Here is a 13,511-nt window from a genome sequence, read left to right on the forward strand (position 1 = left end):
ACTCTTGCGCACAAAGCGGTGAAAGCCGTGGTCTGGCCGTGGCGCGTTTGTTCAGGGCCGCTATCTTATTTCAAACATGATAGGCGGCTTTCAGGCGAACCTTAAGAAACAGGTAGGCCATCCATATGTTTTTACGATTTAAACGTGTGTTTTCGATCTCACTGACAGTGCTGTCAATTTCGGGGTTGTCCGCAACCGACGGGTTTGCGCAATCAACTGGTGAGGACGCGCATATTGCCATCGAGAATCCAGCGGATTTGTCCAAGGAGGAAGCATTGCGCATCTATGAATCCCTGCAGCGGCGCATGGCGCGGGGTTATGGCGCTGCACAGCTGGATTTGCTCCTGAATTATCAGAACTGGCCATTGTTCAACGATGCGCCCTATATCTCGGCCACCCATGGTCAGCGGTATGTGAACAGCTATGCTAATCGCATGGCTCATAACTACGGAACGCTGGCTGAGGGGGAAAAGCTGCCCAAAGGCTCGGTTTTGGCCAAGGACAGCGTGACCGTCACGGATGAAGGCAATATCCATCCCGGCGCTTTGTTCGTAATGGAAAAACTGGCCCAAGGCGAAAGCCCCGACACGGGTGACTGGCGTTATATCATGGTGATGCCAGACGGATCGCTGTTCGGGGACACGATGGGTGCGCGCGCAAATTCGGTCGCCTATTGCCATGATTGCCACGAGGCGGTGGCCGACCGGGACTACACCTTTTTCGTGCCCGAAGAATACATCGTCGGCAATTGATCAACTGCGCTTGAGGCGGGCGGCTCCGATCACCTCGATCAGGGTCTGACGCACGGGTTCGGGCTGCGCTTCAACCGCGTTCAGCACTTCGCGCAGTTCTGCGCGCAGGCCGTGCATCTGGTCGATCAGCGAAATCATCATCGACAGCGCGTCGGGTTCCATCTCGTATTGCTCATGCAATTCGCAGGCCAATTCCAGACGGGCGACGTCGAGGCTGTGATAGACCAAGCCCTGATCGGTTTGTTCGGGGATCACGATCTCGGCGGCCAAGTATTCGGTCAACCGGGTCGAGGTCAGGCGGGTGACGGTTGCGATCAGCTGCTCTTCGGTCAGAGTGCGGGTCATGATGGCATTCCTTTACGCGGATCATAACTGTGGCTCTCGCGCCATGTCTCCATGAATTGCTTTAGGTCTTCGTCGATCTGTCCGGGCATCGCGATGGTCAGTTCGATCAGCTGATCGCCGCGCTCGGTTGAGCCGCGTTTCTTAACCCCTTTGCCGCGCAGGCGCAGTGTCTTGCCGCTGCTGGTCCCCGCAGGAACGCTGACGTTAACGCCACCGTCGATGGTGGGTGCAGGGACCTTGCCGCCCAGAATGGCCTCATCAATCGTGATCGGCAGAGTGAGATGTATGTCGTCGCCCTGACGATCGAAGACGGGGTGTTTGGCAACCGAGACGGTCACTAGAGCATCACCCGGCGGTCCGTCGCCAAAGCCCGGATCGCCTTTGCCGCGCAGGCGGATGGTTTGGCCGTCGGTGATGCCAGCGGGAATCTTGACTTCGATCCGGTCGCCATCGGGCAGGGTCAGTTTCTGGCTGGCCCCAAAAACCGCATCCAGAAAACTGATCTGCAGGCTGTAGCCTCGATTGTGCCCCGGCGCGTGGAATTCATGGGTGCGCTGGCCGTATCCGCCACGGCCCCGCATGAACTCGGCAAAGATGTCCGACATGTCATCGGGGTCTGCAGCCTGTCCCCGATAAGGGTTCCCGGCGGCCTCGGCGTAGTCGCGATAATAATGCTGCTGCGGGCGTTCCTGACCCGAGGCGTCAATCTCACCATTGTCGAATTGCGCCCGCTTTTCGGGGTCTTTGAGCAAGTCGTAAGCGGCGGCTGCCGCCTTAAACTTGGCTTCGGCCTCGGCATCGCCGGGCTTTAGATCCGGGTGGCATTCCTTGGCGATACGCCGATAAGCCTTTTTGATTTCGGCGGCGCTGGCGTCTTTGGCGACACCAAGGGCGGAATAGGGATCGTCACTCATCTCACCTCTCGCGGGTCGGGCTGAACAGGTTGGTTTTATCATGCGATTTCAAGGACCCAAAAGGAAGAGGCTTTTGAAACCGCTCGCAAAACCCCGAAAGTCTGCTAACATATGCACGTTTCGAATTATTTTCTGACGGAGACCCCCATGACGCGCAGAATCAAATCCGCCTTGGCCCTGCTGGCCGGCAATGCCATCGGGTTGCTACTGGCCACGCTGCTGCTGTCAGGGTTTGCGATCAAGCCGATCTCTTTCATCGTCGTGGTGATCGTCTTTACGCTGGTGCAGGTGGTGGCCGAGCCGCTGATCCTGAAGCTGGGCGAGAAAAAAGCACCCGCGCTGAAAGGCGGCATCGCGCTGATCGTTACCTTTGTAGGCTTGCTGATAACCGATCTTGTCACTGCCGGGTTGACGGTTGGAGGTATCTCGAACCTGTTGGCGGCCACGCTTCTGGTTTGGCTGGGGGCGCTGATCGCCAGCATAGTGCTGCCGATCTATGTGTTTACAGAATTGCGTGAGCCCAAGAAGAAATCATAGCGCGTTCAGGCTGATTTCAATCGCCTGCCACAGTTCCTCGACCGGTTCACAGCCGACAGACAGGCGGATGAAGGCGGGGTCGACATCGTCGCCCCAGCGCGCGCGGCGCTCTGCTGAACTGTGGACGCCACCAAAGGAGGTTGCGGGACGCAGCATCGGGCAGGCGTTGATGAAGGCCTCGGCCTTGGCCTCGGTCTCAAGCGTGATCGACAGCAGGAACCCAAACCGCGACGTCTGTGCCGTGGCCAGCGCATGCGATGGATCGCTAGGCAGACCGGGATAGCGGATTTGCCTGACCGTCGAGTGGACGGCGAACCGTTCGGCCAGCACCTGCGCCGAGGAACACATGCGGTCGAACCGCACATCCAGCGTTTCCAGTCCGCGATGCAACAGCCAAGCCTCATGCGGGCCGGGGATCGCCCCAGAAACGCGACGCCATTCTACTACCCGTTCCATAATCTGTGCATTGCGGCTGGCCACGTGGCCCATCAACAGGTCGGAATGCCCACCCATGGCTTTCGTATCCGAGGCCACAACCACGTCGATGCCCATATCCAGCGGGCGCTGGCCCAGCGGGGTCAGGGTCGTGTTATCAGCAATCGTGATCCCGCCCGCTACACGAACAGCAGTGGCGATAGCAGGCAGGTCCAGCATGTCCAGCCCGGGGTTTGAGGGGCTTTCGACAAAAACCACATCAAAGCCGTCAAACCCGCCCTCGGTAAAGGTGGCCGTCGGGCGTTCGGTGACCGTTACACCCAGCCCGGACAGGAACTGATCGGCCAGCACGCGCGTGACATAGTACCCATCCGACGGAATCAGCAGGTGCGACCCGGCCTTCAGGGTTGCAAACAATGCGGCTGAAATTGCCCCCATGCCAGACGGAAAAGTCAGGCAGGGCGCACCTTCAAGATGGGCCAGCACATGTTCCAGATGCTCCCAAGTGGGGTTGTCGACTCGGCCGTATGTGGGCAGGCCGTCCGTCACGCCCGGCAGATGATACATACTGCTTTGAGTCAGCGGCAGCGTCACCGGCTCACCCGCGTTCAAGGCATTGCCGCGCAGGTGCAGCATCTCTCCGGTCTTCGGGGCCATGGTTCAGCGCCCCGGTATTTCGTCGCGGGGCGGGGCGGGTTCCCAGTTCTCGATGATCTCGACCGCCTCTTGCGCCGTGTCGACAAACCGGAACAGATCAAGGTCTTCGTCCGAGATGGTGCCCGCGTCCGCAAGCGCCTCCCAGTTGATAACCTTTTCCCAGAACTCGCGGCCAAACAGCAGGAAGGGCACGCGCTCCATCCGACCGGTTTGGATCAGGGTCAGGGATTCGAACAGCTCATCCATGGTTCCGAACCCGCCGGGAAAGATGGTGATGGCGCGGGCGCGCATCAGGAAATGCATCTTGCGGATGGCGAAATAGTGGAAGTTGAAGCTGAGCTCGGGGGTCACGTATTCGTTCGGCGCTTGTTCGTGCGGTAACACGATGTTCAGGCCGATGGAACAGCCGCCCGCATCCTGCGCGCCGCGATTCCCTGCCTCCATCACGCCGGGGCCACCGCCGGTGACGATGACGTTCTCGCGGCAGCCGGTTTCATTGGATTTCTCGGTCATCAGCCGGGCGAATTCGCGGGCCTCGTCATAGTACTCCGACAGGTTGGCCAGCGTCTGGGTCCGGGCGGTGTGTTTCTGCGACGGCTCGGGGATACGCGCACCGCCGAACATGACGATGGTCGAGGTGATCTCACGCTCGGTCATGAGCATCTCGGGTTTCAGCAGTTCCAGCTGCAGGCGAACCGGGCGCAGCTCATCCCGGCACAGGAAATCGTCATCGGCAAAGGCAAGGCGATACGCGGGTGAGCGCGTTTGCGGCGTGTCCGGTACCTCACTCGCGGTCGAGCGGTCGGTCTGCGCGTCGCGGAAAGGGCTGAGGCGGTCTTCTCTCATGAGTGATGGTTCCCTGCTTGCGTGTTCTTGAAACAGCTATAGGGTTCGCGGGCAGAGTGCCAGTCACGGAAGAACAAGAATGAATTGGAAGAGTGAAATATTGGCGGCCGCCGACAGGATCAACGGTTATGCGCAGGTGACGCCGGTGATGGAAAGCCGGGCCTTGGGGTTGGGTTACCCGGTTGAGATGAAGCTGGAACACCTGCAGCATACCGGCAGTTTCAAGGCGCGCGGGGCGTTCAATACATTGCTGAGCCAGGATGTGCCCAAGGCGGGTATCGTTGCAGCGTCTGGCGGTAATCATGGTGCGGCGGCGGCCTTTGCAGCGCGCGCATTGGGGTATCCGGCAAAGATTTTCGTGCCGGAAATGGCGGGGCCGTCGAAAATCGCGCTGATCGAACGGACCGGTGCGGATCTGAGCGTGGTGCCGGGCGAATACGCTAACGCGCTGACCAAGGCGCAAGCGCATGAGGATGCAACAGGTGCGATGCAAATCCACGCCTATGACGCGCCCGCAACCGTAGCCGGGCAGGGCACCTGTTTCGCCGAGTGGGAGGCGCAGGGTCTGCAGGCCGACACGGTTTTGATTGCCGTCGGCGGCGGCGGATTGATTGCAGGCGCACTGGGCTGGTTGCAGGGCGCGCGCAAGGTTGTGGCGGTCGAGCCCGAAACCTCATGCGCGCTGAACGCGGCACTTCAGGCCGGAGAGCCTGTGGATGTTACCGTTTCGGGTATTGCCGCCAATGCGCTGGGCGCGCGGCGGATCGGGTCGATCTGTTTCGGACTGGCGCAGGGGCTGGCATCGGTTCTGGTCAATGACGAGGCCATCGCCGAAGCCCAGCAGGTTCTGTGGCGCACGCATCGGATTCTGGTAGAGCCAGCGGGCGCGACCGCATTGGCTGCGCTGCTGTCTGGTGCCTATCAGCCGGAACCCAATGAGCGTGTGGCGGTGCTGGTTTGTGGCGGGAACCTCTCGCCGGACCCATTGAACGGCTGAAACTGCAGCAATCAGCCGCAAAGCGCGCATTCTGCGTCGCATTGCGGCCTGTCCCCTGCTTGCGTATAGGCAACACCAACGTGAACAGATTCTGCAGGGAGCCGCCAAATGTCCAACGCGCAACTGGAAGCCGCTATCGAAGCCGCCTGGGAGGCACGCGATACCATCACCCCCGCCACCTCTGGCGAACAACGCGAGGCGATCGAAGATACGCTGAACGCGCTGGACAGCGGTTCGCTGCGTGTGGCCGAAAAGATGGACAGCGGCGACTGGCATGTGAACCAGTGGGCCAAAAAGGCGGTTCTGCTGGGCTTCCGCATCAAGGACATGGAGATTCAGTCGGGCGGTCCGCAGGCCGGCGGCTGGTGGGATAAGGTGGACAGCAAATTCGCGGGTTGGGGCGAGGATCAGTGGCGCACCGCCGGGTTCCGCGCCGTACCGAACTGCGTGGTTCGCAAATCCGCCTATGTCGCGCCCGGCGTGGTGCTGATGCCGTCTTTCGTGAACCTGGGGGCTTATGTCGACGAGGGCACCATGGTCGACACCTGGGCCACCGTGGGGTCCTGCGCACAGATCGGCAAAAACGTACACCTGTCGGGCGGCGTCGGCATCGGTGGTGTGTTGGAACCGATGCAGGCAGGCCCCACCATCATCGAAGACAATTGCTTTATCGGCGCGCGCTCTGAGGTGGTCGAAGGCTGCATCGTGCGCGAAGGCTCGGTTCTGGGCATGGGTGTGTTCATCGGCAGGTCGACCAAGATCGTTGACCGCGAAACCGGCGAGGTCACATATGGCGAAGTGCCGCCCTATTCGGTGGTTGTTGCCGGATCGATGCCATCAAAGAACAATATCAGCCTGTACTGCGCGGTGATCGTGAAACGTGTGGATGAAAAGACCCGCTCGAAAACCGGGATCAATGAATTGTTGCGGGACTAACAGGTCGGAACAAACAGAAATGCCCGAACGACGTTCGGGCATTTCATCTGGTTTAAGTTTGGCTATCGAAACAATCTGGATATCACGCTAGGTGAGGTCTGATCTCGTTTCCTGACCAACACTAGAATATAACCGGTTAGCGATCTTCGCCTTGCCGTTCGACCACGCTGCCTTCACCGCCAGAGTATCCACTGTCGTCGCTGTCGTCGGACTCGCCGTCGTCTGAGCTTTCGCCTTCGCTTTCGCCTTCGCTTTCGCCTTCGCTTTCGCCTTCGCCTTCGCTTTCGCCTTCGCTTTCGCCTTCGCCTTCGCTTTCGCCTTCGCCTTCGCTTTCGCCTTCGCTTTCGCTTTCGCTTTCGCCTTCGCTTTCGCCTTCGCTTTCGCCTTCGCTTTCGCCTTCGCTTTCGCCTTCGCCTTCGCCTTCGCTTTCGCCTTCGCTTTCGCTTTCGCCTTCGCTTTCGCCTTCGCTTTCGCCTTCGCCTTCGCTTTCGCCGCCGCCTTCGCTTTCGCCGCCGCCTTCGCTTTCGCCGCCGCCTTCGCTTTCGCCACCGCCTCCTTCGCCTTGCTCTTCAGCTTGCACAGGGTTCGTAGACGCGATTGTTGCAACAAACGCTACGGGAGCCAGAGCCAGAACGGATACGCTTGCAACAGTAGTTAGAAGTTTAGACAACGTACTCATCGAACTTTCCTTTTCAAAAAACACCGATCAATAGTGGGAGTATTCTAAATTTCGCATTCCATACCTCGTATCGACCCAAATATGCGGCGCTGCCGTAAGCTAATTTCCGCGCAAATAAACTCAGGCTGTCGGCGGAATTGCACCGATTTCAACCATGCGGATTCTCAAAAATTTCCGTGTCAATCCAGCGGAGAAATTTTTACTTTCAATATGTGTCAATTTTGCATGAAGGCGGAAGCCTGTTGGCTTTGATGTAAGGTACTTCGCTTATCTGCAAGTCGAATCAGGCCCTGCTACCGGGTCGCTCTATGAGTTGACCATGTCTTGTTCCACCCGTAATGCAGGCGCCATGGAAAAGCAAAAGAAACCCTCGCGTCAGCAAGTCTATACCCTGCTTGTGCAGATCGGCCGCAAGGATGGCGATGGCCTGCCCGACGGCGCGACCGGCGCGGCGCTGATGTGTTTCGCCAGTGGCGTGGATGAGGCCGAAGCCGTGCGCGAGACCGTGGCGATCCTGAAACAGGCAGACACCGCGCCGCTGGACGTCACCGGCTATGGTACATTGGCCGAGCGAGAAGCACAGGGCCATGACATTGACGCCGACGAGCGCGCGCTGATGCAGCGGGCATTGGATGAAAACGCGGTCATAGTCGCGCAGATGACGCCGTTTTTCGGCGATGAGGAGCAGGGTTAGTTCCGAACCCCGAACCACTTGCGGTATATCTCGTCATAGGTGCCGTCTTCACGCAGCGACAGCAGCGCCTGATTGACGTCCTCGACCAAGGGTGATCCCGTCGGGAAGGCGATCCCGTAATTCTCTCGCAAGAACACGCCGCCGGTCACCGATGCGATCCGTCGTCCTTCGTGCGAGGCATAGTAAGACAGGATCGGCGCGTCAAAAACAACCGCGTCCAGCTCTTTGTCCTTGAAGGCGGTCAGCATCTCATCCAGACCGGAATATCCGGTAAACTCGATCTCGCGCCGGTTCAGGAAATTGGCGGCGGTCGAGTTCGAAATCGTGCCCACCTGTTTGCCATACAGATCGTTGACCGAATTCACGTTGCCGCTGATCGCATCCACCGTCATGACCGAGGTGATGCGCGCGGTAAAAACCGACACGATGAACAGGGATGACACCACCAGAACCACGCCCAGCACACGGCCAAACGGGGTGCGCGGCATGCGTTCTTCGAACCCGCCATTGACCACCAGGTTCAGCGCCCACCAGAAGGACGGGAACCATGCCTCATTCAATTTGCGGTCGAAATAGGGCTGCGAGCGGCGCTCGAACCCCCACATCAGCATGCCGCCGCCCAACAGGATGGCAAAGGCCAGGCCAATGGCGATGAACAATTCGGTCGACAGCAACGCATGCAGCAGCGAGGGCCGGCGCGCGGCCTCGGACGGGACCATGATCTGCAAACCGGCCTCAAAGATCGGCTGGCTGAAATCCATCTGCGTTTCGCGCGCCGCGGTGATAGAGATGTTGGCGATGGCCAGATCGGCGGTGCCGTCCTGCACCGCACCCAGCATGTCGCTGAACGCCTCGACCCGGTTGACCGAATAGTCCCAATCCAGCGACTGGGCCAGCGCCGCCAGCAGATCCATGGAAAAACCGGTCTGTGCCCCGTCTTCGACATAGGAAAACGGAGGGCGGGTCACGGTGGTGACGTCCAGTGTCTGCGCCTTGGCTTGTTGTGCAAGCGTGGCGAAGGTCAGGCAGATCAGTGCGAATAGGGCGCGTATCATCGTCAGTTTACCTGTTTGGCGCGGCTCTAACGCAATTTTGACGGGTGCGGCAAGGTGGTCGCGGGGTCAAGGTCCGTGTTTTATTGGGGTATCGGCGCGATACAAACAGAAAAAAGCCCGTGGAATCGGGCGTGCGGGGGTTGGCAATCGGCCCAATTCGTTGAATCTGTGCGCGAACCAGCGCCCGAATGAAGCAAAGAGGTCTCACCATGACAGATCCGGTAGAATTGACAGCGGACCTAATCCGTTGCCCATCGGTCACACCCGAGGAAGGCGGCGCGCTGGTGTTGTTGGAAAAGTTATTGTCGGATGCGGGGTTCGATTGCACGCGGGTCGATCGCGGGGGTGTCGCCAACCTGTTCGCGCGCTGGGGCAAAAAGGGCCATGCGCGCAGCTTTGGGTTCAATGGCCATACCGATGTTGTTCCGGTCGGGGATGAAGCCGCCTGGACCATGCTGCCCTTTGGGGCGGAAATCCGCGACGGCGTGATGTATGGGCGGGGGACGACTGACATGAAATCCGGCGTGGCGGCCTTTGCGGCAGCGGCGGTGGATTTCGTGCAAGACACGCCACCAGACGGTGCAGTCATTCTTGCCATCACCGGGGATGAAGAGGGTGATGCCGTGGACGGCACGACCGCGTTGCTGGATTACATGGAGCGCGCCGATGAACGGATGTCGGTCTGTCTGGTCGGCGAACCGACCTGCCCGAAAACGATGGGTGAGATGATGAAGATCGGGCGTCGTGGCTCGATGACGGCGTGGTTCACGGTGACCGGCGTGCAGGGACATTCCGCCTATCCGCATCGCGCCAAAAACCCGCTGCCCGCCATGGCGCGGCTGATGCACGACCTGGCCAGTCATGAGTTGGATCAGGGCACGGATCATTTCGATGCCTCGACGCTGGCCGTTGTGAATATCGATACCGGAAATACAGCAACCAATGTGATCCCGGCGCAATGTCGTGGGGCAGTGAATATACGGTTCAACGATTTGCACTCGGGTGCAAGCCTAAGCGACTGGTTGCGGGCCGAAGCGCAGCGTGTGGCTAAGGCATATGACGTCGAGGTCGATATCAAGATCAAAATCTCGGGTGAAAGCTTTCTGACCCCGCCCGGCCCGCTCTCGGATCTGGTGGCGCAAGCGGTCGAGGCGGAAACGGGCCTGCGACCCGAGATGTCCACGACCGGCGGTACTTCGGACGCGCGGTTTGTGAAAAACCACTGCCCGGTGGTCGAATTCGGCCTGGTTGGCCGCACGATGCATCAGGTGGATGAATGCGTCGAGGTGGCGCAGATCGAACAGCTCAAGGCGATCTACACGCGCATCCTGCGGGATTATTTCGCCTGATCCATGCAGCGGACTCTGGTCATCATGGTCAAGGAACCACGCCCGGGGCGGGTAAAGACTCGTCTGGGTCGCGATATCGGCATGGTCGGCGCAGCCTGGTGGTTTCGGCATCAGACCCAGTCGTTGATCCGGCGGTTACGCGACCCGCGCTGGCAGATTGTCCTGGCGGTCTCCCCGGACCGCGAGGGGCTGAACAGCCGTATCTGGCCGGTGGATCTGCTGCGAGTGCCACAGGGGAACGGTGATCTGGGTGATCGCATGGGCCGGATGTTGCGGGACATGCCAAAAGGTCCGATCTGTTTAATTGGTGCGGATATTCCCGGCATCACGCGGGGGCATATTGCGCGGGCGTTCAAGGCGCTGGGCTCGACGCAAATGGTGTTCGGGCCTGCGCCGGACGGGGGCTACTGGCTGGTTGGCGCGCAACGCTATGGGGCTTTGCCCACGAACCTGTTCCGCGATGTACGCTGGTCCACGGAACACGCACTGGCCGATACTCTGGTCTCAATCCCCGGAACGCGGGTGGCTTTTCTGGATCATCTGCGTGACGTGGACACGGTTGCCGATCTGAAACCCTGATCTTTTTTAGTCATGACGCCGTCGCATCCCCGTGATACGCCGGACTTATGACTCGCATCCCTACCAAGCAAGAGGTCCTCGATTGGATCTCGGCGAACCCCACCCTGACCTCGAAACGCGATATCGCCAAAGCCTTTGGCATCAAGGGTGCAGATCGAATTGATCTGAAGCGCATCCTCAAAGAACTTGAGGCCGAAGGGCATCTGGAAAAGCGCAAGCGCAGCTATCGTGACCCGGACCGGTTGCCGCCGGTCAGCGTGTTGCAAGTAAAGGCTCCGAATGCCGATGGTGACCTGTTCGCGCGCCCGCTGGAATGGCATGGTGAAGGCGTTGAACCCATCGTTCTGATCGTTGCGCGCGCCAGCGATCCGGCGCTGGGCGAGGGCGACCGCATTCTGGCTCGCCTGACGGTGGTACATGAAGAAGACCACAACTACGAAGCGCGCTTGATCCGACGTATCGGAACCAATCCGCGCAGGATCGTCGGTATCTTCCGCAAAAGCGCCGAAGGTGGACGGATCGTCCCCATCGACAAGACCGGCTCGACCGAATGGCTGGTGCATGACGGTGCGGTACTGGGCGCCAAGGATGGCGAACTGGTCGAGGCCGAACAGGCAGGCCCCAAGAACCGCATGGGTCTGCCGCGCGCCCGTATCGTCGAGCGGCTGGGTGACCCATCGGCACCCAAGGCGGTGTCGCTGATCGCGATCCACCAGCACGGTATCCCCGACGATTTCCCTGATAAGGTGATTGCCGAGGCCGATAAGGCCAAACCCGTCGGCCTGAAAGGGCGCGAAGACCTGCGGGACATGCCGCTGCTGACCATCGACCCCTCGGACGCGCGCGACCATGACGACGCCTGTTATGCGCACGCGGATGAGGACCCGAAAAACCCCGGCGGCCATGTGATCTGGGTCGCCATCGCGGATGTTGCTGCTTATGTGCAGCCGGGAACTGCACTGGATCGGGAGGCGCGAAAGCGTGGTAATTCCAGCTATTTCCCGGATCGTGTGGTGCCGATGTTGCCGGATCGCCTGTCTGGCGATCTGTGTTCGCTGCACGAAGGCGTTCCGCGCGCCTGTATCGCCGTACGGATGCAGATCGACGCAGACGGCAACAAGATCGAACACCGGTTTGTGCGGGGCCTTATGCGTTCGGCCGCTTCGCTGCACTATGCCGAGGTGCAGGACGCCATTGACGGTAACCCGAATGACCGCACCGGACCTTTGTTGGAAACTGTTCTGAAACCGCTCTACGCCGCTTATGCGGCCCTGAAGAAGGCGCGCGCCGAACGGCAGCCGCTGGAGCTGGACCTGCCGGAACGCAAGATCGTCCTCAGCGACGCGGGCGAAGTGACCAGCGTGGCGTTCCGCGACCGGTTGGACGCCCATAAGCTGATCGAGGAGTTCATGATCCTCGCCAATGTCGCCGCCGCCGAGACCCTGATTGCCAAGCGCCGCCCGCTGCTGTTCCGCGTGCATGAAGAGCCCGCGCCTGAGAAACTGGAAAGTCTGCGGGAAACGGCGCAGGCCGCCGGTCTTAATTTGGCCAAGGGCCAGGTTCTGCAAACCCGGCATCTGAATGCGCTGTTGAACGCCGCCGCCGGGACCGAGGATGCCGAGTTGATCAACCTCAGCACATTGCGGTCGATGGCGCAGGCGTATTACAACCCGGAAAACTTCGGGCATTTCGGGCTGGCGCTGCGGAACTATGCGCATTTCACCTCGCCCATTCGTCGCTATTCTGACCTGATCGTGCATCGGGCGCTGATCACGGCGCATGGTTGGGGTGACGACGGTCTGACCGAGGATGAAATCGCCCGGCTGGAAGAAACCGCCACCCATATTTCGGACACCGAGCGGCGTTCGATGATGGCCGAACGGGATACGACAGATCGCTACCTGGCTGCCTATCTCAGCGAGCGCGTAGGCAATGAGTTCAGTGGCCGTATCAGTGGTATCGCCCGGTTCGGGGCCTTTGTGAAAATGGACGAAACCGGTGCGGATGGTCTGGTGCCCGTCCGATCACTCGGGCGCGAATTCTTCCATTTCGACCGTGAGGCAGGGACGCTGATGGGATCGGACACCGGGCTGATCATCGCCATCGGACAGCGTGTCACCGTGCGTCTTACCGCGGCGACGCCTGTGACCGGCGGTTTGGAACTGGAATTGTTGTCCATTGACGATCAGGCCCTGCCACGGGGACGCGGTGCGAAAGGGCGGCCAACCCGACGCAAAGCGGTTAGCAACAAGCGCAAGAAAGACAAGATCAAACGCAAGGTCGAACGCAAACGCCGTCAGAGGTGATAGGTCAGCGCCCGCGCAATCAGCCAGCCATGGCGCGTCGGGTCGATCTGCGCGGGGTCGTCAAACAACACGGCCCTGTTGCCATCCAGCCGATCCTCGCTGGGAAAGGCCGAGGTGAAATCACCCATCAACCGGCTTTGGCAATGCACATACAGTGCAAATCGCGCGGACTTATGCGTGCCGATCCGGATTGTTGAACCCTTTGGGGCCAGATAGGCGGGCTGACCCCAGCGCAGCGATTCCTGCAAAGGCTGCGCGTCGGGCAAGGACGCGGCAGTGTCAAAGATCAAGTCACGCAGGGCAAGCGCCCCGACACGAGCATCAAATGGCAGCGCGTCAAATGCCGCGGCAACTTTTGGATCGTCAAAGGGTGTCATCTCAACAGCTTATTCGGTTTGGCCGGGCGCGTCAGGCATTTTGACTTGAGCGC

Annotated in this window: 15 protein-coding genes; 8 read left to right on the forward strand and 7 right to left on the reverse strand. The window is 60.0% G+C overall.

Annotated elements, in window-relative coordinates; all coding sequences use genetic code 11:
• The first annotated feature begins 125 nt into the window (after nt 1-125).
• The gene (locus tag ACR0M2_RS10425; RefSeq protein WP_170413991.1) at nt 126-752 is read left to right on the forward strand and encodes a cytochrome P460 family protein; all 627 of its coding nucleotides are present in this window, start codon (nt 126-128) and stop codon (nt 750-752) included.
• On the opposite strand, the gene ACR0M2_RS10430 is transcribed toward ACR0M2_RS10425, so the two are convergent.
• Both ACR0M2_RS10430 and ACR0M2_RS10435 read right to left on the reverse strand, forming a co-directional pair.
• Nucleotides 753-1,097, reverse strand: a complete 345-nt coding sequence (locus ACR0M2_RS10430; RefSeq protein ID WP_170351110.1) for a hypothetical protein — start codon at nt 1,095-1,097, stop codon at nt 753-755.
• On the reverse strand, nt 1,094-2,011 hold the full coding sequence (locus tag ACR0M2_RS10435) for a DnaJ C-terminal domain-containing protein (RefSeq protein ID WP_480691204.1): 918 nt from the start codon (nt 2,009-2,011) through the stop codon (nt 1,094-1,096). Before ACR0M2_RS10435 ends, ACR0M2_RS10430 begins: the two co-directional genes overlap by 4 nt.
• A gap of 147 nt (nt 2,012-2,158) precedes the next feature.
• Between ACR0M2_RS10435 and ACR0M2_RS10440 the strand changes: the two genes are divergently transcribed.
• Nucleotides 2,159-2,548, forward strand: a complete 390-nt coding sequence (locus ACR0M2_RS10440) for a hypothetical protein (RefSeq protein ID WP_170378199.1) — start codon at nt 2,159-2,161, stop codon at nt 2,546-2,548.
• Here the strand turns inward: ACR0M2_RS10440 and ACR0M2_RS10445 are convergent.
• Together ACR0M2_RS10445 and ACR0M2_RS10450 are read right to left on the reverse strand one after the other, a co-directional pair.
• Complete coding sequence (locus ACR0M2_RS10445) at nt 2,543-3,640, reverse strand: cystathionine gamma-lyase (RefSeq protein ID WP_480691200.1); 1,098 nt, start codon at nt 3,638-3,640, stop codon at nt 2,543-2,545. The genes ACR0M2_RS10440 and ACR0M2_RS10445 overlap by 6 nt on opposite strands.
• Before the next feature lie 3 nt (nt 3,641-3,643).
• Nucleotides 3,644-4,486, reverse strand: a complete 843-nt coding sequence (locus ACR0M2_RS10450) for an LOG family protein (RefSeq protein ID WP_170351106.1) — start codon at nt 4,484-4,486, stop codon at nt 3,644-3,646.
• A gap of 79 nt (nt 4,487-4,565) precedes the next feature.
• Here ACR0M2_RS10450 and ACR0M2_RS10455 point away from each other — a divergent pair, with 79 nt between their 5' ends.
• Complete coding sequence (locus ACR0M2_RS10455; protein WP_170362789.1) at nt 4,566-5,483, forward strand: threonine/serine dehydratase; 918 nt, start codon at nt 4,566-4,568, stop codon at nt 5,481-5,483.
• Nucleotides 5,484-5,591: 108 nt separating this feature from the next.
• The gene (dapD, locus tag ACR0M2_RS10460; RefSeq protein ID WP_170351104.1) at nt 5,592-6,419 is read left to right on the forward strand and encodes a 2,3,4,5-tetrahydropyridine-2,6-dicarboxylate N-succinyltransferase; all 828 of its coding nucleotides are present in this window, start codon (nt 5,592-5,594) and stop codon (nt 6,417-6,419) included.
• 136 nt (nt 6,420-6,555) lie between these two features.
• Here dapD and ACR0M2_RS10465 read toward each other — a convergent pair whose 3' ends face one another.
• On the reverse strand, nt 6,556-7,098 hold the full coding sequence (locus tag ACR0M2_RS10465; RefSeq protein WP_480704985.1) for a hypothetical protein: 543 nt from the start codon (nt 7,096-7,098) through the stop codon (nt 6,556-6,558).
• 349 nt (nt 7,099-7,447) lie between these two features.
• Between ACR0M2_RS10465 and ACR0M2_RS10470 the strand changes: the two genes are divergently transcribed.
• Entirely contained in the window at nt 7,448-7,792 is a 345-nt protein-coding gene (locus tag ACR0M2_RS10470) for a hypothetical protein (protein ID WP_170351102.1), read from the forward strand.
• Here ACR0M2_RS10470 and ACR0M2_RS10475 read toward each other — a convergent pair.
• The gene (locus ACR0M2_RS10475; protein WP_480704986.1) at nt 7,789-8,847 is read right to left on the reverse strand and encodes a transporter substrate-binding domain-containing protein; all 1,059 of its coding nucleotides are present in this window, start codon (nt 8,845-8,847) and stop codon (nt 7,789-7,791) included. The two genes, ACR0M2_RS10470 and ACR0M2_RS10475, sit on opposite strands and share 4 nt — an antisense overlap.
• A gap of 209 nt (nt 8,848-9,056) precedes the next feature.
• On the opposite strand from ACR0M2_RS10475, the gene dapE reads away from it, so the two are divergent.
• Genes dapE through rnr form a run of 3 tightly spaced genes read left to right on the forward strand, consistent with a single transcriptional unit; the run spans nt 9,057 to nt 13,081 of the window.
• Nucleotides 9,057-10,196 carry a succinyl-diaminopimelate desuccinylase gene (dapE, locus tag ACR0M2_RS10480; RefSeq protein ID WP_480704988.1) on the forward strand — a complete coding sequence of 380 codons (1,140 nt, stop codon included), beginning with the start codon at nt 9,057-9,059 and terminating at the stop codon, nt 10,194-10,196.
• A 3-nt stretch (nt 10,197-10,199) separates the two neighbouring features.
• Nucleotides 10,200-10,775, forward strand: a complete 576-nt coding sequence (locus ACR0M2_RS10485; RefSeq protein ID WP_170351099.1) for a TIGR04282 family arsenosugar biosynthesis glycosyltransferase — start codon at nt 10,200-10,202, stop codon at nt 10,773-10,775.
• 47 nt (nt 10,776-10,822) lie between these two features.
• Nucleotides 10,823-13,081 (forward strand): ribonuclease R, encoded by a 2,259-nt coding sequence (gene rnr / locus ACR0M2_RS10490; RefSeq protein ID WP_480704989.1) that lies wholly within the window; start codon nt 10,823-10,825, stop codon nt 13,079-13,081.
• Here rnr and ACR0M2_RS10495 read toward each other — a convergent pair.
• Nucleotides 13,072-13,458 carry a DUF1801 domain-containing protein gene (locus ACR0M2_RS10495; protein ID WP_480663924.1) on the reverse strand — a complete coding sequence of 129 codons (387 nt, stop codon included), beginning with the start codon at nt 13,456-13,458 and terminating at the stop codon, nt 13,072-13,074. The two genes, rnr and ACR0M2_RS10495, sit on opposite strands and share 10 nt — an antisense overlap.
• Between the last annotated feature and the right edge of the window lie 53 nt (nt 13,459-13,511).

This window comes from Ruegeria sp. BE10 (assembly GCF_056538905.1).